Source organism: Blastopirellula marina, from assembly GCF_002967715.1.
Lineage (GTDB): Bacteria > Planctomycetota > Planctomycetia > Pirellulales > Pirellulaceae > Bremerella > Bremerella marina_B.
Genome location: NZ_PUIA01000069.1, coordinates 63,967 through 86,840, shown reverse-complemented (window position 1 = coordinate 86,840; position 22,874 = coordinate 63,967). Strand labels below are relative to the sequence as shown.

Annotated in this window: 23 protein-coding genes; 16 read left to right on the top strand and 7 right to left on the bottom strand. The window is 56.6% G+C overall.

The genetic code is table 11. From position 1 onward, the window contains the following. Positions 1–105 precede the first annotated feature (105 nt). Positions 106–405 (top strand): hypothetical protein, encoded by a 300-nt coding sequence (locus C5Y96_RS20855; protein ID WP_105357421.1) that lies wholly within the window; start codon positions 106–108, stop codon positions 403–405. Between the two features lie 120 nt (positions 406–525). Next, positions 526–882, top strand: coding sequence for a DUF4190 domain-containing protein (locus C5Y96_RS20850; RefSeq protein WP_105357418.1), 357 nt, complete (start codon positions 526–528; stop codon positions 880–882). Here the strand turns inward: C5Y96_RS20850 and C5Y96_RS20845 are convergent, their stop codons facing one another. The 3 genes from C5Y96_RS20845 to C5Y96_RS20835 form a co-directional block, all read right to left on the bottom strand. Further along, positions 883–1,935, bottom strand: coding sequence for a hypothetical protein (locus tag C5Y96_RS20845; protein ID WP_158261345.1), 1,053 nt, complete (start codon positions 1,933–1,935; stop codon positions 883–885). A gap of 144 nt (positions 1,936–2,079) precedes the next feature. Beyond that, a complete protein-coding gene (locus C5Y96_RS20840; protein ID WP_199188753.1) occupies positions 2,080–2,409 on the bottom strand; it encodes a thioredoxin family protein in 330 nt (109 codons plus the stop codon). A gap of 70 nt (positions 2,410–2,479) precedes the next feature. After that, positions 2,480–3,205 (bottom strand): SDR family oxidoreductase, encoded by a 726-nt coding sequence (locus C5Y96_RS20835; protein WP_105357411.1) that lies wholly within the window; start codon positions 3,203–3,205, stop codon positions 2,480–2,482. A gap of 458 nt (positions 3,206–3,663) precedes the next feature. Between C5Y96_RS20835 and C5Y96_RS20830 the strand changes: the two genes are divergently transcribed. Next, positions 3,664–4,506, top strand: coding sequence for an enoyl-ACP reductase (locus C5Y96_RS20830; protein WP_105357409.1), 843 nt, complete (start codon positions 3,664–3,666; stop codon positions 4,504–4,506). Between the two features lie 67 nt (positions 4,507–4,573). Here the strand turns inward: C5Y96_RS20830 and C5Y96_RS20825 are convergent, their stop codons facing one another. After that, entirely contained in the window at positions 4,574–4,858 is a 285-nt protein-coding gene (locus tag C5Y96_RS20825; RefSeq protein ID WP_105357407.1) for a hypothetical protein, read from the bottom strand. A gap of 274 nt (positions 4,859–5,132) precedes the next feature. On the opposite strand from C5Y96_RS20825, the gene C5Y96_RS20820 reads away from it, so the two are divergent. The 8 genes from C5Y96_RS20820 (at position 5,133) to C5Y96_RS20780 (ending at position 14,675) form a co-directional block, all read left to right on the top strand. Then, complete coding sequence (locus C5Y96_RS20820; protein ID WP_105357406.1) at positions 5,133–5,639, top strand: CBS domain-containing protein; 507 nt, start codon at positions 5,133–5,135, stop codon at positions 5,637–5,639. 112 nt (positions 5,640–5,751) lie between these two features. Then, positions 5,752–6,843, top strand: a complete 1,092-nt coding sequence (locus C5Y96_RS20815) for a calcium/sodium antiporter (RefSeq protein WP_105357404.1) — start codon at positions 5,752–5,754, stop codon at positions 6,841–6,843. A 146-nt stretch (positions 6,844–6,989) separates the two neighbouring features. Continuing rightward, positions 6,990–8,294, top strand: a complete 1,305-nt coding sequence (locus C5Y96_RS20810; RefSeq protein ID WP_105357401.1) for a diphosphate--fructose-6-phosphate 1-phosphotransferase — start codon at positions 6,990–6,992, stop codon at positions 8,292–8,294. A gap of 60 nt (positions 8,295–8,354) precedes the next feature. Continuing rightward, on the top strand, positions 8,355–9,224 hold the full coding sequence (locus C5Y96_RS20805; protein ID WP_105357399.1) for an HAD family hydrolase: 870 nt from the start codon (positions 8,355–8,357) through the stop codon (positions 9,222–9,224). Positions 9,225–9,345: 121 nt separating this feature from the next. Beyond that, positions 9,346–10,791 carry a decarboxylating NADP(+)-dependent phosphogluconate dehydrogenase gene (gndA, locus tag C5Y96_RS20800; RefSeq protein WP_105357398.1) on the top strand — a complete coding sequence of 482 codons (1,446 nt, stop codon included), beginning with the start codon at positions 9,346–9,348 and terminating at the stop codon, positions 10,789–10,791. 99 nt (positions 10,792–10,890) lie between these two features. Then, positions 10,891–11,676 carry an SDR family oxidoreductase gene (locus C5Y96_RS20795; protein WP_105357397.1) on the top strand — a complete coding sequence of 262 codons (786 nt, stop codon included), beginning with the start codon at positions 10,891–10,893 and terminating at the stop codon, positions 11,674–11,676. A gap of 165 nt (positions 11,677–11,841) precedes the next feature. Beyond that, entirely contained in the window at positions 11,842–13,287 is a 1,446-nt protein-coding gene (zwf, locus tag C5Y96_RS20790; RefSeq protein ID WP_105357396.1) for a glucose-6-phosphate dehydrogenase, read from the top strand. Positions 13,288–13,622: 335 nt separating this feature from the next. Continuing rightward, positions 13,623–14,675 carry a tRNA dihydrouridine synthase gene (locus C5Y96_RS20780; RefSeq protein WP_105357394.1) on the top strand — a complete coding sequence of 351 codons (1,053 nt, stop codon included), beginning with the start codon at positions 13,623–13,625 and terminating at the stop codon, positions 14,673–14,675. Here C5Y96_RS20780 and queG read toward each other — a convergent pair. Continuing rightward, positions 14,656–15,795, bottom strand: coding sequence for a tRNA epoxyqueuosine(34) reductase QueG (gene queG, locus C5Y96_RS20775; protein ID WP_105357393.1), 1,140 nt, complete (start codon positions 15,793–15,795; stop codon positions 14,656–14,658). The two genes, C5Y96_RS20780 and queG, sit on opposite strands and share 20 nt — an antisense overlap. Before the next feature lie 116 nt (positions 15,796–15,911). Here queG and C5Y96_RS20770 point away from each other — a divergent pair, with 116 nt between their 5' ends. The 3 genes from C5Y96_RS20770 to dusB all read left to right on the top strand — a co-directional run bounded on the left by C5Y96_RS20770 (position 15,912) and on the right by dusB (position 18,356). Further along, a complete protein-coding gene (locus tag C5Y96_RS20770) occupies positions 15,912–16,385 on the top strand; it encodes a hypothetical protein (protein WP_105357392.1) in 474 nt (157 codons plus the stop codon). 205 nt (positions 16,386–16,590) lie between these two features. Continuing rightward, complete coding sequence (locus C5Y96_RS20765; protein WP_146115752.1) at positions 16,591–17,208, top strand: hypothetical protein; 618 nt, start codon at positions 16,591–16,593, stop codon at positions 17,206–17,208. A 74-nt stretch (positions 17,209–17,282) separates the two neighbouring features. Next, entirely contained in the window at positions 17,283–18,356 is a 1,074-nt protein-coding gene (gene dusB / locus C5Y96_RS20760; protein WP_105357389.1) for a tRNA dihydrouridine synthase DusB, read from the top strand. 6 nt (positions 18,357–18,362) lie between these two features. Here dusB and C5Y96_RS20755 read toward each other — a convergent pair whose 3' ends face one another. Continuing rightward, a complete protein-coding gene (locus C5Y96_RS20755) occupies positions 18,363–18,971 on the bottom strand; it encodes a hypothetical protein (RefSeq protein ID WP_105357387.1) in 609 nt (202 codons plus the stop codon). Positions 18,972–19,047: 76 nt separating this feature from the next. Beyond that, positions 19,048–21,291: an alanine/glycine:cation symporter family protein gene (locus C5Y96_RS20750; protein WP_105357385.1), complete on the bottom strand. Its 2,244-nt coding sequence runs from the start codon at positions 21,289–21,291 to the stop codon at positions 19,048–19,050. A 291-nt stretch (positions 21,292–21,582) separates the two neighbouring features. On the opposite strand from C5Y96_RS20750, the gene C5Y96_RS20745 reads away from it, so the two are divergent. Beyond that, positions 21,583–22,263, top strand: a complete 681-nt coding sequence (locus C5Y96_RS20745; protein ID WP_105357382.1) for a helix-turn-helix transcriptional regulator — start codon at positions 21,583–21,585, stop codon at positions 22,261–22,263. A 3-nt stretch (positions 22,264–22,266) separates the two neighbouring features. After that, positions 22,267–22,866, top strand: a complete 600-nt coding sequence (locus tag C5Y96_RS20740) for an NADH-quinone oxidoreductase subunit B (protein WP_105357380.1) — start codon at positions 22,267–22,269, stop codon at positions 22,864–22,866. Positions 22,867–22,874: the final 8 nt, after the last annotated feature.

The following is a 22,874-nucleotide window of genomic DNA, read 5'->3' as shown; positions in this document are numbered from 1 at the left end:
CCCATACAGATACCGCCTACGCGTAGGATAGTAAGCCGAGAGACGTTTGAGGCCGAAAAAGCGACACCTACCGAAGATCACCCACCGCCACCAGGAGCCCTTCCTATGAACCAGCCCAGCGACCAAAGCCCCGTGAACGACCCAGTCAAGGAGATTCGCAAGTGGGAATCGTACACTCTTCTCGCATTATCCTGTGCTTTTCTAGGCATGTTCCCAGGGTTTGGCGTTCCCTTGGTGATGGCGGCTATCGTCTTCGCGTTCATTAGCCTTAATCGCATCCACGACGACCCTACCATCCCCGGCAAACCAGCGGCACTGATCGCCCTATTGCTAGGCATGTTGGAGGTGCCTTACCAGTTTTGGTGCCTCGGACACATGTTGCACCAGATACGCATGCTCCCCTAAATTGGAGCGGGAATTCGCTACCGAAAGACCTCGCAAAGAGAATGCGCATCAGGCACAATTAGGCACATCGGAGCAAAACAGGCTTCGGGTGCTAACCTCATCTTTGCCAAGGTCCTAGCGATGAATGAGTCCAATCCCTTCAATTCGCCTCCAACCGACCTCGACGGCTCGACCGAGGTCCGACCGCTAGACACCTCTGGAGACGGCACGGGTGGCCTGATCCCCTATAAGAACCCTGCTGCCTTGGCCGCCTACTACCTGGCCATCGTTGGTCTATTCCCCGTGATTGGCATCTTCGCGTCGATCCCGGCCTTCGTGCTGGGGATCATGGGGCTCCGAAAACGGGCTCAGAACCCAGCGGTTAAGGGCTCGGTGCATGCCTGGATCGGAATCTTGCTGGGGGGCTTTGCGACGCTGGCGAATTTGTCGTGTATTGGCTCGATTGTGTTTGGACTGATTGCTGGGGCCTCACGGTAGCTACCACGGTTCTTGCTCCATTCCGTCCCACTCGATTTCACAATGGGGCAGTTCGGCCTGAAGTTGGTCGACTCCCTGTTTGGTGACTTGCGTTTCGTAGAGACAAAGAATTCGCAGCGATTTGATCGAAGCTAAATGAGCGAGGCCTGCATCGGTGACGTCGACATTTAGTGAAATATCGAGGTGCATCAAGTTGGGCATCCCGCTTAACTCTTGTAGGTCGGCATCGGTTAAATCGAGTTCATAGAAGTTAATGCCTTCGATGGTTGGGCACTCGGCGACGGCTTTTAGAAACTCTGTGCGTACCACGCCACGATTGTCGTCTTCCCAAGAGTCCCATGTGAAGTACACAGCGTATGCGTCGAGACCCACGAGGTTTGGGTAATCGGCAAGCCTTGGGGGATGATCCAGGTTGAACTCACTAAGCCGAATGACCTTGACCGAAGACTTTCCGGGAAAGGCATCGATATCGGCCGATTTCCATGGCTCAATGACGACCAGGCGATCACCCCAACTCCAAAACTTATTCCCGGTAAGGGAGCGGAGCCAGTAGGGACCAAACGGCTCCCACTCAAAGAAAGAAGAGCTCGTATCGACATCCTCAGAGACGAGGGCACGAAGCTGGTCCTGTTGCAGGCGATAGCTATACGTCCCGTAGCCCAGCACACACGCTATTGCCAGAAGAAGCATCGCCACGTTTGCCAGACCGAATCGGTATCTGTACTTCGTAAGGTGCCGATGGACGAGCCAACCGATCAACAGCGAGCCCATGATAACGGTCGCGATGTTTGCGCTCAGTTTCCACCCGTCAACTTCGGGAGAAACGCCGATGATCCAGGGGCTCAGCGGTTTACCCCAATTGGCTGCCACCGATGGCGGGCCAAGATGTTTCAGGAACCGCCACGGCCAGCCGTGGGCAACGTACTGCGTGTAGCACTCAAAGTGTGGCCCATATTTGCCGTTATTGAGAATGCCGGGACCGACGATCGGCTCCCCTGGCACATTCAAAAAGACCCCCATCGCGAAGGCCATCACCGCGACCACGATCGCCACGGCATGCCATCGGTGTCGGGCAGGTTTCTCGTCGTCGGATTTAGGCGAGTCATTCGTCACAATAGCGGCTTACATTTCGAGCAATGCGATGGGTGGAGCATCGCTCGAAGTGTAATGCAGCGTGAGGTGGCGGTCACGCGTTTTTCACGTCTTAAGGAAAGCCGCCAGTTCTGTCTCGGCGGAATGGGCCGATGGCCGCACCAGTTGAGCGACCAGTTCTCCATCCTGCAAAAGAACGAGCGTTGGCCAGAGTTTGACTCGGAACGATCGGCCGAGGACTTTCCCTTTGCCGTCGGCGACCCGGATGTGCCGCACGTTTTCGGCACCCGAAAGAAGCGACTGAAGCGACGGGGAAAGTTCCTGGCAGTAAGGGCACCAATTGGCTCCGAAATCGAGGACGACCTTCCCGGTCGTCCGGTTGATGTCGTCCTTGGTTGGAGCGTCCTCGTGATAGTCGGGATCGTATGGCATCATTAATCTCCACATTAAAAGTTAGTGGACGGGAATGATGGCAGTCACTGCCCGCATCGTAAATGCCGCGATACTAGGTGTATTCCTGTTTCGTCGGTTTGATAATCAGTTCGGCCACGTGGGCCCGCGGTGGCAAGTGGCAAATTGCCAAAACCACTTCGCTGAAGTCTTCCGGCTGCAACATCCGGGCACGGTGTTCGGCGGTCGGTGCGCTGGGACGCTGGGCAAGGATTGGGGTTTCGACTTCGCCAGGGTAAATGTTGGTAATGCGAACCCCTTCGGCGGCGACTTCGTTTCCGATCGCGGTGCCCAGAGCCGTCATGGCGAACTTCGACGCACAGTAGGCAATGCCCCCCAGTGCATAGGCTCGTTTGCCGGAGATGGACGAGATGTTGATGATCAGCCCGTCCTTCCGTTCTCGCATCGGAGGGAGTGCTTCATACATCAGATTGTATCCGCCAGTGGCATTGATCTGCATCACCTGATCCCATTGTTCTGGGGTCATTTCGGCCATGCTGCGGGTTTTGATATTGATGCCGGCGGCGTTGACCAGAATATCGACAGGCCCCAGAGTCTTCGTAACGAACTCGAACAGCCCCTTCACGCTGGCCCGGTCGGCTACATCGACGCTGTGGCAGTGGATCTCGGCATCGCTCTCGGCAGCGACCTGCTCAAGGACGTCGAAGCGGCGGCCTGCGATGGCGACTTTTGCTCCATCGGCGGCCAGCGACAGGGCAATTGCCTTGCCGATCCCCGACCCACCACCAACAACCAGAGCGACTTTTCCTTCAAGCGACATGAGCAAGCGCCTTCCAAATCAAAAAAACAAGTTTGCAATCCAAGGGTTCAAAAACGGCCGGTCCCCTGGTGATGATACCGAAGAGGGGATCTGCTACAGAGGACACAGAGAGCACTGAGGGAAGGTTTTTGACCACGGTTTGCACGGATGAACACGGATAAGTGGTATGGAATATGGGATGCCACGGGCGGCAGCCTCATTTCAGCTTTTCCTCATCCGTGATATTCGTGTAATCCGTGGTTAATCTACTTCTTTTCCTGGCTTTCCCTCGGTGTGCTCTGTGAGCTCTGTGGCTAAAACGCACCTCAGGCATCGGCCCGGGCGGGCACTATGCCGATTGGGTCGCCTTTTGCGGCAGGCCGAATGTCGTTATCCTAAACGCTGCGCGATTTCGAGAAAATCGGACACGCGACATTCATCAATTCCGCGAAGACATGTTTCCCCAGGGTAAGAGAACGATGGGACTATTCACTGGTAAAAAAGGCCTGATCGTTGGCGTTGCAAACGGAAATTCGATTGCCTGGGGCATCGCCCAGAAAATTATGGAAGAAGGGGGCGAGTGCGGCTTCACTCACCTGCCAGATCGCGCAGACGATGAACGCAAGAAGAATCGTCGCCGCGTTTCGCAGCTGACCGACAGCTACGAGCAGGCCAAGTTCCTGGTTCCGCTGGACGTTCAGTCGGATGAAAACATTGCCGAAGTGATCAAGACGACCGAAAGCGAACTGGGCAAGATCGACTTCCTGCTGCACTCGGTGGCGTTCGCTTCGCTGGATGACCTGCGTGTGCCAACCGTCGAATGCAGCCGCGAAGGCTTCAAAATGGCCATGGACATCAGCGCCTACAGCCTGATCGCGTTGACCAACGCAGCTCGTCCGATTCTGAACGAGGGTGCTTCGGTCTGTGCGATGACCTACTTCGGTGGCGAAAAAGCGGTGCCTGGCTACAACATGATGGGGGTCTGCAAGGCCGCTCTGGATAGCATCGTGAAGTACCTGTCGTTCGACATGGGCGAATACAATGTCCGCGTGAATGCGATCAGTGCCGGTCCGTTGAAGACCCTGGCCAGCAGTGCCGTCGGCGCAAAGGAAATGCTCGATCTGTACGCCGCCGTTTCGCCACTGAACCGCAATATTACGATGGAAGAAGTCTCGAACGCCGGGGCTTTTCTGCTTTCGAGCCTGGCCGGCGGCATCACCGGCGAGATCATGCACGTCGACGCTGGGTACAATATCATGGGCAGCCCTGGCCGCATGGCGACCCAGTACAAGGCCATGCAGGATCAACTGGAAGGCAAGTAGTGCTTGCCCTGCCTGTTAACAGCTAAACGAACAACAAACGCCGCGAATGTTTCGCGGCGTTTTGTTGTTACGAGCTTTGTGGGGATGTCGGGAAGCGGCTTCTCAGGAAGAGCTTTTCCCAGAAGTTAGCTGGCCGCAGACGTGGGTCGTCCGGGGAGATGCGGTGGCACTTGCCGCGGCGGGTACGGCAGATAATGCCGTCCGGGTCAACACTTTCGACAATCCAGTATTTGTCAACCACGTAGGTGTAGTATTCCCCCCGAGATTCTGGCTCGATGTCGTGCGCCCTGGGACCAGGGCTCGTTGTGTGTTTTGTCTTGGTATAGACGACCACATCGCCGGGGCGAATCATCGAAACACTTTCCGAGTTAAGGGCACGATGGGGACTCTCCTCCTGGAATCTCCCTAAATTAAAGTTATCTCGTGGTTGAATTCACGTCAATCTGAACCATTTTTTGCTGGCCATTTCCCAGGAAAGGCATGGCAGTTGCATCGCTTCTAGTGACTTGTTTTTGTCAGACGTAACAAAAAAGGATGGAAAATTGAGTTTTCTATCCGCTAAAATAAAAGTCTCGTCTGACAACGCTGCGTGGTATTAACCCCACTTCTCGCAGGAGGAACTTTGCATGTCGATTCCTACTTCGACGACTGCGCCAACCGCACCGACGCTAACGGCGCGCGACTTCATGGCTACCAAGCTGATTTGCCTGAGCCCGGATGAAGATGCTTTGGCCGCCATTCGAAAATTGCTACACTACCGAATTTCCGGGGCTCCGGTGGTCGACAGCGAAGGAAACTTTTTGGGGATCTTTTCCGAAAAGACTTCGATGCGTTTCCTGCTCGACGCTGCCTATTCCCAGCTCCCCTCGAACCGGGTCGGGGCGTTCATGAACACGGATATCGCTCGGTTGATCACTGCCGATACCGATTGGCTCAGCTGTGCTCAAATCTTCTTGTCCACTCCTTATCGGCGGTTGCCGGTATTGGAAGGGACCAAACTGATTGGCCAGGTTAGTCGCCGCGATCTGCTCAATGCCGCGATGCAGATGATCGATAAACGCGATCGTCGCAGCGGCAAGTTCGTCATGTACTTCAGTGCTTTGATGGAACAGAACGACGCTCCGGTCGACTAACACTCGCCTGGCCCGCGTGCGAATTCCCCCAAGCCGTCGAATGTCCCCTGTTCGACGGCCGGGTTCGCTTCTCATAATGACGGCTCACAACTTCTTTTGCTGAAAGAGCCGTATGTTATTGGCCGTCGGGTTGATCCTTGTTGGTCTGGTGGCGTTGGTTTTAGGTGGGGAACTCTTGGTCCGTGGGGCTTCGGCTTTAGCGGCCTTTTTAGGAGTTTCTCCACTCATTATTGGCTTGACCGTGGTGGCCTTCGGCACCAGTGCCCCCGAGTTGGCGGTCTCGCTCAAAGCAGGCCTTACAGGTCAGGCCGATATTTCTGTCGGTAATGTGGTCGGCAGCAACATCTTCAACATCCTCTTCATCCTGGGCATCTCGGCGCTGGTTGCTCCGCTGGTAGTCCATAGCCAGCTGATCCGCCGCGAGCTTCCCTTGATGGTGATCGTTTCCCTGGTGACGTGGGGGCTGGCCTTTAACGGAACTCTGGGGCGAATCGAGGGCCTGGTCTTGGTCGCCGGCCTGGTCGTGTATGTCATTTGGTCGGTAATCGAAAGCCGGCGCGAATCAGCGGCCGTTGTCGAGGAGTTCGCCGAAGAGTTCGACAAGCCTCCGCGAACGAAGTGGGGACTTGCGCTGCAGCTATTGTGGATCGTGTTGGGGCTGATCGCGTTGGCGGTCGGTTCACGCTGGTTGGTCGATGGGGCTGTGATGATCGCCCGGCAGATGGGCATGAGCGAACTGCTGATTGGCCTGACAATCGTTGCCGTGGGAACCTCGCTGCCGGAAGTGGTGGCTTCGATTGCCGCTTCCCTTAAAGGAGAACGCGACATCGCCGTAGGCAATGTGGTGGGAAGCAACCTGTTCAACCTGATGTGCGTGCTGGGAATGACGGCTGTGATCGTCCCGGATGGTGTTCCGGTGGCCTCATCTGCCGTTTGGCAAGAGATACCAGTGATGATTGCGGCCAGCGCGATATGCCTGCCGATTTTCTTTACCGGTTATCGCATCGACCGCTGGGAAGGCGGGCTGTTTCTCGCGTGGTACGTGCTTTACACCGTTTATCTGGTGTTGGTGGCGATCGAATCACCGTTAGCATCAACCGTAGGAGTGGTCGCCTTGTTCGGCGGGGTTCCATTAACGGTTCTTATACTATTGGCTTCGCTTGCCTTCGCACGCAGCTCGGGGCCTGAAATGCCAGATGAGTGAAGGTGAAACGGTGTCAGTCGCCGTGGTGGCACCTCATTGCCGGTTGCAGCTATGTCTAGTAAAATTCGCGGTTTACCCTATCTTGCCGACCTGATCTGGAAGTAGGAAGGCGCAGACGGTTCCCCATCTCGATTCGGTGGAAAAGCATGAGCACCAAGAAGAACTTAATTGTTGCCCAAAGTGGTGGTCCCAGTCCCGTAATCAATAACACCCTTCGCGGTTTGGTCGAAGCGGCATTGCAGACGGACAACATTGGGACGGTCTATGGTGCCCATCATGGGATCGAAGGGGTTCTCAAAGAAGAACTGATCAACCTGACCGATCAGCCGGCCGAAGAGATCTCGCTGCTGCGTTACACACCTGCTGCTGGTTCAATTGGTACCTGCCGTTACAAGCTGAAGGATTGGCAGAACGAAGATTTCGATCGCTGCATCGAAGTGTTCAAGGCCCACAACATCGGTTACTTCGTCTACATCGGCGGCAACGACTCGATGGACACCGCCAACAAGATCGCCAAGATGGCCCAGGATCGCGGCCTCGATCTGATCGGCATCGGCGGACCGAAGACGATCGATAACGACGTCGGCGACAGCGAGTTCAAGCTGATCGACCACACGCCTGGTTACGCTTCGACGGCCAAGTACTGGATGCACATGATTCAGTACGCCAACGAAGAAAACCGTGGTAGCTCGCCAGCCGACCCGGTGCTGGTCATGCAGGCCATGGGGCGCAAGATCGGTTACATCCCCGCTGCCGCTCGTTTGGCCGACCCCAAACGCGAAATGCCGCTGCAGATCTACATGGCCGAGTCGCCATGCTCGCTGGAAGAACTGCACGAGAACGTCAACAAACAGCTCCGTGAAGATGGCCGCTGCATCGTGGTCCTCAGCGAAGGGTTCGACGTGGGCGACATCGGTGCCCGTAAAGACTCGTTCGGTCACACCAGCTTCAGTGCCAGCAGCATCACCGTGGCTCAGATCGTCACGAACTACCTCAACGATCAAGGCCTCGCCGTCAAGGGTGCGGCTCGTTGTAACGTCAGTGGTACCGACCAACGCCACGCGATGGCTTATGCCTCGTCGGTCGACCTGGACGAAGCTTACCACGCCGGTGAAATGGCAGCTGTGCTGGCCTCGACCGGTCAGTCGGGCTACATGTCGACGATCTTGCGAAACGAAGGAGACGTCTACAGCGTTCGCTACGACAAGGCACCTCTGTCAGAAGTTGCCAACAGCGAACGTACCTTCCCCAAAGAATGGATCGCCGCCAACGGTTACGACGTAACCGACGAATTCGTCAAGTACGCCAAGCCGCTGTTGGGCGAAGGAATGGTCAGTCTGCCGATGATCGATGGTCGTCAGCGGATGACTCGCCTGCAGAACCTGTACGCCGAGCAAAAGCTGCCAGCGTACGTGCCGCAGGCCGATCGCCAGGAAGCTCCGAAGAAGTAACATCGCGTCGACTTCACACCCACATCAACCATCAACCGAAAGTAGCGAGAACGAACGACCATGGTCTATCAGATTGAACCGAAGCAAGAGTTTCTTGTCGGCATCGACTCGGATGGTTGCGTCTTCGACACGATGGAACTGAAGCACAAAGAATGCTTCATTCCGAACATCATCAACTACTACGAACTGCAAGGCGTCAGCAAGTACGCTCGCGAAGCCGCCGAGTTCGTCAATCTGTACTCCAAGAGCCGCGGCATCAACCGCTTTCCGGCTCTGGTCGAAACGCTGGAATGGCTGCAGAAGCGTCCAGAAGTGATCGAACGTGGCGCGAAGATCGAAATCCCTGCTTCGTTGACCAAGTGGATCGCCGAAGAAACCAAGCTGGGTAACCCCGCACTGGAAGCCAAGGTCGCCGAGTCGAACGACCCAGATCTGGCCCACTGCCTGAAGTGGTCGAAGGCCGTTAACGAAACGGTCGCCGGCATGGTTCGCGGCGTGGCCCCCTTCCCTTCGGTTCGTAAGTGCCTGGAAAAGCTGACCGGCAAGGCCGACATGCTGGTCGTTTCGGCCACGCCAAACGACGCTCTGAACGACGAATGGGAAGAGCACGACATCCGTCAGTTCGTGACCGAAATTTGCGGCCAGGAGGCTGGCAACAAGAAGGAAACGTTGACCAACGCGACCAAGTACAAGCCAAACCAAACGCTGATGATTGGCGATGCTCCTGGCGACTACAAAGCAGCCGTTGCTAACGACTGCTTGTTTTATCCGATCAACCCAGGCGACGAAGAAAACAGCTGGAAGCGATTCTACGACGAAGGAATTGATAAGTTCCTGAATCTCGAATTCGCTGGCGATTACCAAAAGGCATTGCTCGAAGAATTCGATCGCTACCTGCCAGAAAAGCCAAGCTGGCCTGTTGTCGGCTAAGTAATCAACCGAGGCGGCATAACCTCGCACCGCGTCCATCTCTTGTCCCCTCTCCCTTCCCAAGGGAGAGGGGACTAACAGTACAACTGATTCCCGTTAATTCTCAGAGGAAAGAAACATCATGTCCGATGCTTCCTGCGATTTTGGTTTGATTGGTCTCGCCGTGATGGGCGAAAACCTGGCCCTGAACGTCGAAAGCCGCGGTTACAAGGTAGCCGTCTACAATCGAACTACCGAGAAAACGGATGAATTCATTCAAGGTCGTGCCGCCGGCAAGCAGTTTGTCGGTTGCCACGACTTGAAAACGATGGTCGCTTCGCTGAAGCGTCCTCGTAAGATCATGATGCTGATCAAAGCCGGGCCAGCGGTCGACGCCGTGATCGAAGAACTGCTTCCTTTGATGGAACCAGGCGACATCATCATCGACGGCGGTAACACCCACTACGCCGACACCGAACGTCGTACCAAATACGTCGAAGAAAAGGGCCTGCTGTTTGTTGGTTCCGGTGTTTCCGGCGGAGAAGAAGGGGCGTTGAAGGGCCCCAGCTTGATGCCCGGTGGTAGCGAAGCTGCCTGGCCGCACATCAAGGAAATCTTCCAGGCCATTTCCGCCAAGGTGGGACCGAACGAAGACATTCCTTGCTGCGAATGGGTTGGTCCTCGTGGTGCCGGTCACTACGTGAAGATGGTGCACAACGGCATCGAGTATGGTGACATGCAGTTGATCTGTGAAGCCTACTTCCTGCTGAAGCACGGTCTGGGGCTGACCAACGACGAACTGTACGACGTCTTCGATCAATGGAACAGCGGTGACCTGCAAAGCTACCTGATCGAAATCACCCGCGACATCTTCAGCGTGAAAGATGACGACGGCGATGGCTACCTGGTCGACAAGATCCTGGACGTCGCTGGTGCCAAGGGGACCGGCAAGTGGATGAGCCAACTAGCTCTGGACCTGGGCGTGCCTAGCACCCTGGTAACCACGGCTGTGTATGCTCGTGGTTTGTCGGCTGCCAAGGAAGCCCGCGTTCGTGCCAGCAAGGTGCTGACCGGCCCCAGCGGCAAGACTTCCGAAGATCGTGCCAAGTTCATCGAACAAGTTCGCGAAGCATTATACGCCTCGAAGCTGTGCAGCTACGCTCAAGGTTTCGTGCAGTTGCAAGCCGCTTCGGCCGAGCATGATTGGGACCTGAACTACGGCGACTGTGCCCTCTTGTGGCGTGGTGGCTGTATCATTCGTGCCCAGTTCCTCGATCGCATCAAGGAAGCGTTTGACAAAGACGCGAACCTCGAAAACCTCCTCTTGGATCCGTACTTCACGGAGGCGGTTACCAAGGGACAAGACGGCTGGCGAGCCGTGGTCAAAACGGCCATCGACCTGGGTGTTCCGACCCCAGCATTCGCTGGTGCTTTGGCCTACTACGATGGGTACCGCAACGCACGACTGCCAGCCAACCTGCTGCAAGCCCAACGCGATTACTTCGGTGCTCACACGTTCCAGCGAATCGACAAGGAAGGAACCTTCCATGCCGAATGGCTGCAGCGTCGTCGCGAGCCAAAGTCCTAATCGCCTCTAGCTAGCCGATTTACATTTCTAACTCTCCTGCCACAAACTCCCAGGCCGTTTGGGTGCCTGGGAGTTGTAGAAAAAGATCGATCGCGAGCAATGGCAACTGATTTCCTCACCAAAATGTTCGGACTCGATGGTCAAGTTGCCGTCGTTATCGGGGCATCTGGAGTCCTGGGTGGTGCCATCGCCGAAGGCCTGGCCTCTGCCGGCGCTACCGTGGTGGTTAGTGGGATGAATCCCGAACGCGGTGAAAGCCGTGCCAAGCGAATCTCCGCTGCCGGCGGCAAAGCCGAGTTCATCGCCGCAGATACTCTCTCACGCGATTCGCTGGCCGAACTGCGTGATAAGTGCCTGGAGAAATACGGGCGGGTCGACATGTTGGTCAACTGTGCCGGCGTGAACTCTTCGGTTCCTTACGAAGAGATCACCGACGAAGATTGGCAGCGCGTCATCGACACCAATCTGACCGGCACTCACCTGGCATGCCAGGCTTTCGCCCCGACGATGGCCAAGCAGAAGCAAGGGGGCGCGGTGCTGAACATTGGTAGCGTGACGGCTCACTTGCCGCTCTCGCGAGTGTTCGCCTACTCGGCATCGAAAGCGGCCGTCGAGAACCTGACCAAGAACTTGGCTCGCGAATATGCGACCCAAGGGGTGCGATTCAATACGCTCTGCCCTGGCTTCTTCCCAGCCGAGCAGAACCGTAAGATCCTGGATAAACAGCGGGTCGATAACATCATCGGCCAAACGCCGATGGCTCGCTTCGGCGAACCGGAAGAACTGGTCGGCACCTCGATCCTGCTGTTATCGCAAGCCGCCGGCAGCTTTGTCACCGGTGCCACCGTGTACGTCGACGGCGGTTTTACGGCGATGCGATTTTAGGCCCCAGTTTCGGGGTTATTGCCCAGCAGCCGACCGGGCATAATGGGCCGACATGGCGTAAGCCGCTTGTGTCGGCTCGTGAGAAGTAAGACAGTCGCGTATTCGTGCTGTTGGCGACCTTGGGGCTTTTCCCGACACGCCGCGGTGCATGGAACAGGAATAGCCATGTCTCACACAATAGTCATCTTTGGTGCTTCGGGGGATCTGACCAGTCGCAAGCTGATCCCGGCTCTGTATCTGCTCTCCAAGAAGAAGCGTCTGCCGGAAGGGACGCGAATTGTAGGCATGTCGCGAACCGAGTTTTCGCACGATGCCTGGCGGGACGAACTGAAGAAGAGCACGCAGAAGTTCACCGACTCGAAATTTGAAGAAGAGTCGTGGAACAAGTTCGCCGCCAACATCTACTATCACCCCGGCGACCTGACTCAGTTGGAAGACCTGCAAGGGCTGAAGTGGCTGCTGGAAAAGCTGGAAGCGGGACCGGCTGAGCGAGTCTATTACCTGTCGACGGCACCACGGCTTTACATCGCTGCGATCGATAAGCTGGGAGAATCTGGCCTGGCGAATCAGGAAGAAGGCCCGCGACGTATCGTGCTGGAAAAACCATTCGGCTACGACCTGGGCACGGCCAAGAAGTTGAACACCGACGTCAATCGCGTCTTCCCTGAAGAGATGGTCTATCGCATCGACCACTACCTGGGAAAAGAAACAGTTCAGAACTTGATGGTGATGCGGTTTGCTAACTCGATCTTTGAACCACTGTGGAATCGCAACTACATCGACCACGTTCAGATCACCGTGGCCGAAGAAGTGGTTGTGGGACGCCGTGGCGGTTACTACGATCAGGCCGGCGTGCTGCGGGACATGTTCCAAAACCATCTGCTGCAACTGCTGATGGTCACGGCAATGGAAGCTCCCGTTCGCTTCGACGCCGACATGGTGCGGGATGAAAAGGTCAAGGTCCTGCAGGCTATCCGCCCGATGGCCTCGGAGGAAATCGCCAATGAAACGCTTCGCGGGCAGTATGCCGGCTACCGCCAGGAAGAAGGCGTGCCGCGCGACAGCCAGACCGAAACATTCGCTGCCCTGCGGCTGTGGGTTGATAACTGGCGCTGGAATGGCGTGCCGTTCTATTTGCGTAGCGGCAAAGGGATGTCATGTCGCACGACCCAGATCGTCATTCAATACCGTCATCCACCCCACTCGCTCTTCGGTCAGAAATCATACGTGGACGCATGTCGCCTGGTGATGCAGATTCAACCTGCGGAAGGTTTGCAGCTGCAGATCCAGACCAAGGTGCCTGACTCAGGCATGATGACACGCACCAGCCCGCTGGACTTTCGCTTCTGCAAAGAGTTTCAGGGGGAAATGCCCGACGCGTACCAGCGATTGCTATTGGATGCGATCCAAGGGGATGCCAGCCTGTTTGCACGCAGCGACGAAGTGGAATTGGCCTGGGGGATCATCGACCCGATCATCCAGACCTGGCGAAGTGAGAAGGCCCCGACACTGCACCTGTACGAGACCGGCTACTGGGGACCAAACGAATCGAACGACTGGATGGCCGAGCATGGCCGGCAATGGTTCGACGTCTGCCCTATTCTGCACTAAGATCAGACCAAGAAATAAAAACGGGGCCGAACGGTTGGGGCAGGTAACCATTCGACCCCTTCATCGTCGCTGGTGATCTCAGGAACCAGCGACGTGTGCTCACGAATGTTTCTGGCTGGGGTAATTCAGTTCATGAAACAGTTCTATATGAGCACTTATCGACCACCCAATGGGCGGCCTTTACTGAAGTTCAAAAATTCCTCGGTGCGCGAAAACATTCTCTTGATGCAAATATCAATAGTTGGCGGAAAGTCACACTATTCGCTGGCGGCACAGCTGATATCTTGGTGATAAACGGCACCGGTTGAATCGATTTTCGAGGTATTAACGGCCCTATGGCCCTACGACTTGGCAATTTAGAGCTTGATTTCCCGCTCGTACAAGCTGCTCTTTCTGGATACAGCGATATGTCGATGCGCGTCATCGCGCGTCGTATGGGTGCCTCCTATACCATCTGCGAAGTGATGCTCGACAAGTTCCTGGTCGAGCTGAACGACCGGAAAAAAAATCGCCACTTCCTGTCAATTGCCGACGAAGAACACCCAGTCGGGGGGCAGTTGATGGGGGCCGAGCCAGAGCAGTTTGCTGCTGGTGCTGCCAAGCTAGTGGAAGCTGGCTTTGATGTGATCGACATCAACTTCGGCTGCCCGGTAAAGAAGGTATTAGGGCGTTGCCGTGGCGGGTTCCATTTGAGCCAGCCGGACGTGGCCCTCGACATCGTACGCCGCACGCGAGAAGTCGTTCCCAGCGAGATGCCGCTAACGGTGAAGATGCGTCGTGGGATCGACGACACCCCAGAAAGCCGCGACAAGTTTTTCGAGATTCTGGATGGTGCGTTCGAGATCGGAGTGGATGCCATCACGGTGCATGGCCGCACGGTCGAGCAGCGTTACATCGGACCCAGTCGCTGGGAGTTCCTGGCAGAAGTAAAGCGGCACGTCGGCGACCGCACGATCCTAGGCAGCGGCGACTTGTTCTCGGCTCAAGACTGCTTCGACATGATCAACGAGACCGGTGTCGACGGCGTGACTGTCGCGCGGGGTGCGATTGGCAATCCGTGGATCTTCCAACAGGCCCGGGCCTTGGCTGCGGGCCTGCCTCTGCCTCCACCGCCAACCACGTTCGAGCAACTCGAGATCATCGAGGAGCATCTGCGGCTGGTGGTCGAACTGTACGGCGAAAGCAAGGCAATGACCAACTTTCGTAAGTTCGGTGTGAAGTATTCGTTCTTGCATCCGCAAGTAGAAGACGTACGATCAAAGTTCGTTCGTATCCGCGAGATGGCCGACTGGGAAGCAATTCGCGACGAGTTCTATACCGTCGATCAGCCGGGGCTGTACCTCTCGGCTGATATCCACAACAAACAGGTCAATTGCTCGGCTGGTTAGCCAATGCCTGGTTGATTTCGCGCTGAACGTGTTCGTTCTCTTCAACCGGCTGCCGCTGCGATAACTGCTGCAACGCTTCCGGGAAATGGTGCTTGCCCAACGCCCAGGCCGAGGCCCCGCGGACGAGCCACTCTGCGTCGCTTAGTCCGCGTGAGAGTGCTGGCAGATTGTCGGTATGGGGCTGATTGCCTAGCACGATCGCCGCGTTGCGCAGGATGCCGCGGCGCTTCGTTCGCCAGAGCGGCGTCTTTCGGAAGTGATCGCGAAAGTCGTCGTCGGTCATCGTGTACAGTGTGCGGAGATCGAGTGGTGCCCGTTCGCTGGCTGGAAAGAAGGCCGCGTGCGACGAGGCGGGCGACTTGTTGTTCCATGGGCAAACATCCTGGCAAACATCGCATCCGAAGACCCAGTCGTGCATGTCGTTGCGAAGCTCGACAGGGATTTCGTCGCGCAGCTCAATTGTCAGGTACGAGATGCATCGCGTCGCATCGAGCACGCCAGGCTTGGGAAACGCGTCGGTCGGGCAGGCACTCAGGCACGCCGTGCATGTCCCACAGTGGCTGGCGCTGTGAGGTTCGTCGTAATCCAGTTCTCGGTCGATCAATATCGCGGCGAGAAAGAACAGGCTGCCGAGTTGCTTGTTGAGCAGCATCGTGTTCTTGCCAATCCAGCCGAGGCCGGCCAGCTGGGCGAATTCCCGCTCTAGAAGAGGAGCCGTATCGACCACGCCGCGAACGCTGGCCTCAGGCTCCCACTGGGCGATCGCCTTCTTTAACAGTTTGAGCCGAGCATGGATCCAGTCGTGGTAGTCGAGCTCGCCGAATGCATACCGCGACACCCTCCCCTGCCCTGGGGCCAGCGGCGGAATGGGCTGGCTTTTGTAATTGAGGGCCAGCATGACGATGCTCTGTACCCCTTCCAGCACGTGTTTGGGGTGGGCGTAGGCGTCGCGGCGGTCTTCCAGGTACTGCATTTGGCCTGCGTAGCCGGCGTCGAGCCAGTCGTGAAAGCGATGCAATCCGGTGGGGGTAACTGCCGGGCAAATGCCAATCGCCGAGAAGCCCAACTGGTGGGCCTCGTCACGGATCAAAGAAGTCAGATCTGTCGGGGAAGTGGGCACTTGTTCAAAACCAGCAAATGAATTTGCGTTCGTCTGGGGGCGTAATTAGGGTGAAATAATAAGGATTGAATTACCAAGGACGGGTTCTTCGGATTGATCACGCAAGGTGCTCTGAGATGCGCAAGGTAATCCTGGTGCTGTTGGCTGCGGCTATGACCGCAGGTTTGATTTCCACTCGCGAAGCGATGGCCGATGGTAACATCATCGTCCATAGTACCTCATCGGTCGGCTTCGGAAACAACTGTGGCCTGGGGTATGGCAATCGTTGGTCGTGGGGCCCTTACTCGCTCAATCGCTCGCTAGGCTATCTGCCGATGCCCCCTTACTACGCGATGCACCCACCGGTTTACTACTCGCATAACGTGGCCGTTCCTTACGGAATCAGCCCTTACCCAATTTCGTCGTACTCGCCGAGCGTCACCTACGTCGCCGAACGCACGATTCCGGAGCCACAGGTCGTCGTGAATCCTTACGTCGACCAAGACGTTGCTAGCAGCGAAGTTCCCGCCGAGCCGGCGATGAAGATCGTCGACGCAGAAGGGGAAGCCGTTTCGGTGCTGTCCCCTAAGGTTGTCACCAACGAGCTATAATCGCTCGGTCTAGCTGCGCGGAAACTTGAGGGATTTCTCTCAGGTTTTCGCAATTCGTCTTGTCGCTGGCTAGCAGTCTTTGGTAACCTCTCCCCGCCGTCAGCCAGTATGTTGTGGGCTGACGGGTCGGTTTGATTTCGGGAGGATGGCAATTTCCCAGGCAGGAAGCCGGAAAGTGGATGCCGTATCCGGAAAAGGATTTCCAATGAAAAGCCTCGTTATTGCAAGCTTTCTTTTGCTTTTGATGGTCGGCTGCCAGAACCAGCAGTCGCAGATGAATCCTTTTGCCGTCTACGGACCGCAGCGTCTTCCCCCTCCTGGCACGCAAACCTATGGGCAGCCTGCCCAGACGGCTCCCTATTATCAGGGGCCAGCTGCCGGCCAGGTTCCAACCATTCAAGGTGGCTACCAGACTAATCCGCCTGCCCAGTTCACGCCGCCACCGAACACCGCCCCTACCAACTCGCCGCCATCGAGCTATGGTTCGCAGCAGTGGCGTAGCGTGAGTGAGTCTTCCCCTAGCGGTACCACTAGCGGAAGCGTCGTGCCGGCCAGCTACACCGAAGAAGTGAACATGTCGACCTCGGCCAGCACCCCGGTGACTTCCCCTTCAACGACGACTGCGTCTGGCACCAGCACGAATCCGTACGTGCGCGGGATGCATGTCAACGAGGTAACTGAAGTAGTCCCCGTTCAGGCGGCCCCGGCCACCATGTTGGCTCCTCCGGCGACCTCGGCGATGCCCAGCACCAGCTGGTCGACGCCGACGCAGGGATACAGCAGCAGTACCAGTGGTTCGATCAGCCCGAGCCGAATTCCTTAGCTCTTGCTGTAAGTCATTGCGGCTTTCCAGTTTGCCACTTGACGATTTTGGTCGAGTGGGAAACGATAAAGCCCATGGATACTCTGCATCAATTCGACCTGACCGGCATCGAGCCGACCACTGAAGACCTGAAAGTGCCGCCCCTGAAGATCGGCGATATGGTCATCGATCCGCCGATTCTGCAGGCCCCCATGGCGGGCTTTACCAATTATGCGTTCCGGCAAATCGTGCGCGGTTATGGTGGTGTTGGCTTGCTCGCGACCGAAATGGTCAATGCCCGCGGGTTTCATTGGCTGGATGAGCATGAGGCTGAATTCCCTGATCGCTTATGGGGTGTCGAAGACGAAGCCCGTCCGCTGGCCGTTCAGATCTGGGACAATCAGCCCGAGGTAATGGCCAAGGTGGGACGCCGCCTCGTCGAAGAGTTCAAGGTCAGTGTCGTCGATATCAATTTCGGCTGCCCCGTGAAGCAGGTTACCGAGAAAGCCCACAGCGGTTCGTACCTGCTGAGTATGCCCGAGCGAATGGGACAGATCATCTCGAAGCTGGTCGAGGCATGTGCTCCGACGCCGGTCACGGCGAAGATTCGCCTGGGCTGTTCGATGGATTGCATCAACGCCAACGACATCGCCCAGGTCGTTGAAGAAAGTGGTGCGGCGGCCCTGACGGTGCACGGCCGCGTGGCGGCTCAGTTCTTCAAAGGGGAAGCCGACTGGGAACGTATCTCCGAGATCAAATCGCATTTGAAGAAGATTCCGCTGATCGGCAACGGCGACCTCGATTCGGCCGAGAAGGTTTACCGGGCGTTCCGCAACTTCGATGTCGATGGCGTGATGATTGCCAGGGCCTGTTTGGGGCGTCCGTGGTTGTTCGCTCAAGCCGCCGCGGCGATTGCCGGCAAACCGATCCCGCCTGAGCCAACCTTGGTCGAGCAGCGCGATTGCATGCTCAAGCATTACGACCTGGTGGTAGAACGATTCGGCGAAGGCAAGGGAACGCTGCTGATGCGGAAGTTTGCCTGCTGTTACGCTCAAGCAAAGCCTGGTGCACGCCACTTCCGCAAGCACGTAGCGAATGTCTCGACTCCGCAGGAATTCTACGAGGTGGTCGAGAAGCATTTCCCGATCGAGGCCCCGGCACCGGCCTGATGCGGTTTACCAGCCACAGTTGTGGTGGTGTTTCTGGACGTGCCACTGTTGGCCGTGGAAGTGGGGTCCGTGCGAGGCGATTGGTTCGTTGAGGGCCCGCTCGGTGTTGAGCATTCGCAGGTCGTCGCTAGTGTCGAACTTGCCGTCGATACCGGCACTGCGAATGGCGAACTTACCGTCGTCTTCCGGTTCGTAACGAACGGCGTTGCCGTACGCGTCTTCGAACTGTAGGACCAGCTTGTTGCCTTCAATCCCCTCGGGCAGTTGGTTGTTCTCTTGGCGGTACGATTCGATCTCGACGCAGGCCGTATCAAGGATCTGACGCGTCTCTTGGATCTTGGGGACTTCGACCTGATAGTGATGCACGGCATTAGCGGCCATGGCGATCGAGCCGATGCCGACTGCGACGATGGTTGTCCCGATCCCGCCGATGATCGTTCCGGCGATCGCAATGCCCCGCTTCTTGGCAAACAAGCCAAAGAAACTTAGCAGCAGGCCCAGCGGACATAGCAGGCCAAAGGTCATCAGCAGACCAAACAACGAAATCCCGAAGCCCCAAGCACCGAGGACATTCGTCGAGGAGGACTTCGTTTCGTGACACTGGCGAGTGCACATCGGACAACTTCCTTTTTCCGGGGGAGGAAACGTGGGAGATAAAATCGGATCTCCCACTTAGGAAGTCATTCGCGGCTTATTTGAATTTCTTGAACTCGCCGGCCTTATATTTTTGCCAGTACTCGCCCAGGGCACGTTTGACGGTTGGGGCTAACAGTATGGCCCCCATGATGTTAGGAAACGCCATGGAGAGGATCATGAAGTCGGAAAAATCGAGCACGTTGCTCAGTGGGAAGATGGGGCCCAGGAAAACGGCCCCCACGAAGATCGCTTTATAGAGCATCACACTGCGGGCACCGAACAGGCGTTCCCAGCAGCGTTCGCCGTAGTAGCTCCACGAAATAATGGTCGAGAATGCAAACAGCACGACCGCGACCGTCAGCACATAGGGGAACCAACTGATTTGGGCTTTGAATGCTTCCGAGGTGAGCTCGACCCCTTCAAAACCTTTGGTGTGAACCAAGGTCGGATCGTTCCAGGCACCGGTGATCAAGATAACCAACGCCGTCATCGAGCAGACCACGATCGTATCGATAAAGGGTTCCAGCAAGGCAACGAATCCTTCGCGGACAGGCTCGTCAGTTTTTGCAGCACTGTGGGCGATCGCGGCGCTACCGACGCCAGCTTCGTTGCTGAACGCGGCACGACGCACACCCAGCACGATCACGCCAAGAATACCCCCGCGGACCGCTTCAGGGTTGAAAGCCTCGGTGAAGATCATGGCGACCAGCGAAGGGATCTCCGTCACGTTGCTTAAAATGATCCACAAGCAGGCCAGGATGTAGATGATGCACATCGAGGGAACAATCTTACTGGCCGCCGCGCCAATGCGTTTGATACCGCCAATAATGACCGCCCCGACCAGGATCGCCATAACGATCCCGAAGCCAATTTTGAATTGACGCTCGAAGCCATCGACCCGGTTTTGCAGGGTCGTACGTTGGGCCTGTAGGACGGGGATTTGCTCCAGGTCTTTCGCTGCGGCAGCGGTTTTGAGTTGCTGCTGGACCTTGTCTAGTTGATCGATGTCGGAGTTCTGGACCATCTTCAGCACTTGGGAAGCGGCCTGATTTCCTTGGAACATGTTGCCGCCGCCGAAACTGGCCAGCACGCACATCACCGCGAAGACGATCGAAACCACGATGCCGATCGGTTTGAGACCGAACTGCTCGAAGGCGTTGACCAGGTAGTTCATCGGGCCACCTTGGATGGTGCCGTCAGGTTTGACCTCGCGGTACATCTGGCCGAGCGTACATTCGACAAACTTACTGGCCATACCAAAGAAGCCGCACAGCATCATCCAGAAGAACGCGCCTGGCCCCCCTTCTGTAACCGCTACGGTAACGCCGGCGATATTACCCAGGCCGACGGTGGCCGAAAGTGCCGAGGCTAATGCCTGAAAGTGCGTCACTTCGCCTGGTTCATTGGGGTCGTCGTAGGTACCGCGGACAACGGTGATCGCATGCGGAACACCCCAGAAGTTGACGAATCCAAAGTAGACGGTGAAGAAGACCGCGCCCCCTGCCAGCCAAATCACGACCAGGGGAACCCCTCCGTCATATTCGGTAAACAGGTAAGGCGTCTGAGGGCCGTTGGCGGCCGAATCAAGAGCCAGTTCGCCATGCTCGGCCATCTGCTTGATCTCTTCCGGCGACTTCCAATCGGCTGGGTCGGTGCTCAGTGCGGCGCGGACCTTGCGGACCGGACGGAACGAGTCAGGCTCGCCATCTTTGCCAGGGATCAGAACGTACTTGGCCGAATCGTTAATGATATACTTGACGTATTCAACCGGTCGAACGCGAGGTTTGCCGTCTTCACCTGGGCGAATCAAGTCGCCACGGCGGTACGGAACGCTTGGGCTGGCCGGTTTGATCGCGTTGCCTGTCTCGACCCAGGCGGTCGCTTCCTTCTCGGTTACCTCGTCGGGCATGTCTTCCGGCTTGCGAAGCTTGCTGTTCTCGGCCAATTGAAACGGTCCGTCGGTTCCTTCGTCACGCACATAGTACAGAACGTAGTTCTCTTGGACATATTGCCGCTCTTCAGGGGCGACCTTGTAGAAGAGCGTGGCGGCCATCTTGCCGACGATCCAGCCGAATGCACCATCGATGCGATCGAGTACCGGGACCGGCTCTTGGTCAACCAAATTGACCGGCGGCGGGTAGGTCGCTTCCGAAGAAGACTGCTCTCCGGCGTTATCTTCTGCCGCCGGTGTGTCTGAAGGAGGAGCATCCTGAGCCGAAACGAGGAAGCAACTTAGTGCGACCATCAATGCGACAAAGGTGAATACGGCCCACGGAAAAGTTCGTCGACTTGCGATCATGCAAATTTCCCAAACTGCCAACCTTCCTGATTCGGCATGGGGCTCGCCGGATGAATGAAGGTTGTTCTATTAGTCGTTCCGAAATGGATGAGCTAGGGCGATTAGGGGGCTGTAGTTGCCGCAAAGTTTAACCATTGTTCTGGTAAGGGGTTACGGCAACGCTTGTCGGGGAACCGCGATTTAACGAATATATACTTGTCAAAAATGCGATAATCCCTAACATTAGGGTACTGACACAACTTAGCGATACGGCTAGCAGATTGCCAGTCGTGAGACAGCGAATTTAAGCGAATGAGCACCAATTCCGCGCAAAATGACACACGATGGGCCAACGAGGTCTTCCCGACCGACTTGGTCGTGCTCGATCTATTGCGTCGGACTCCTTCCCTAACCACAGCCGAAATGGCCGTGGCTATGGAAGTGACCGCCACCGCCGTGCGGCAGCGTCTGAATCGCTTGATGGGGCAAGGCTATGTCGAGCGAATCTCGTCGAAAGCCGGCCGTGGTCGACCGACCCACAAGTATCGCTTGACCACCAAGGGTGAACGAAAGACCGGGGCGAACTATGCCGACCTGGCTTTGGCCCTGTGGGACGAGATTCGGTCCATTGAAGATCCCGAGGTGAAGCAAGGGCTCATTTCTCGGATCGCCAAGCGGCTGGTCGAGATGTACGCCAGCCAGATTCACGGCGAAGACGCCCACGAGCGGATTCACGACCTGATGGCCCTGTTCATCGGTCGTCAGATTCCGTTGGAATACGAAGAAGACACTGAGGGTAAGCCGGTGCTCAACGTGCTGGCTTGTCCTTATCCGGATTTGGCCGAGCAGGATCGAGCGGTGTGTGCCCTCGAGAAAGCGATGTTTGCCGAATTGGTCGGACAAAACATGAAGTTGAGCCATTGTCGGCTCGATGGCGAAGGCTGTTGCACTTACGAGCTGACCCAAATCGGCCCGGAAACGGAAAGCGTGTAACACATGACCAAGCCGTGGATTGAAGGCCGTTTCGAAGAGAACGTCATCACGACGACCATCGAACAGGCCATCAATTGGGGGCAGCAGGCAAGTATTTGGCCCATGACGTTTGGGCTGGCCTGTTGTGCGATCGAAATGATGGCTGTTGGGGCGAGTCGTTACGACATCGACCGCTTCGGGGCCGGAGCGTTTCGGGCCTCCCCTCGCCAAGCAGACTTGATGATTGTCGCCGGCACGGTCACCTACAAAATGGCCAGCCGAGTTCGGCGGCTTTACAACATGATGCCTGATCCGAAGTATGTCATCGCCATGGGTGCCTGCACCGTGGGTGGTGGTCCTTACTTCAAGTATGGGTATCACGTGGTCAAAGGAGTTGACCTGGTTGTTCCCGTGGACGTTTACGTTCCCGGATGTCCTCCACGGCCGGAGGCACTGTTGGAAGGGTTGATGCGAATCCAAGACAAGATCCGCGGACATCGCATCAATAATAAGAACGGCACACGCGTCGAAGACGAGTTGCCGGTTCCGCATCATTCCGGTTATGTCCAGGCGACAGGATCGGAAAACCCGCTGACCCAACATCAAAAGCATACTGGTAAATAACTTCCATG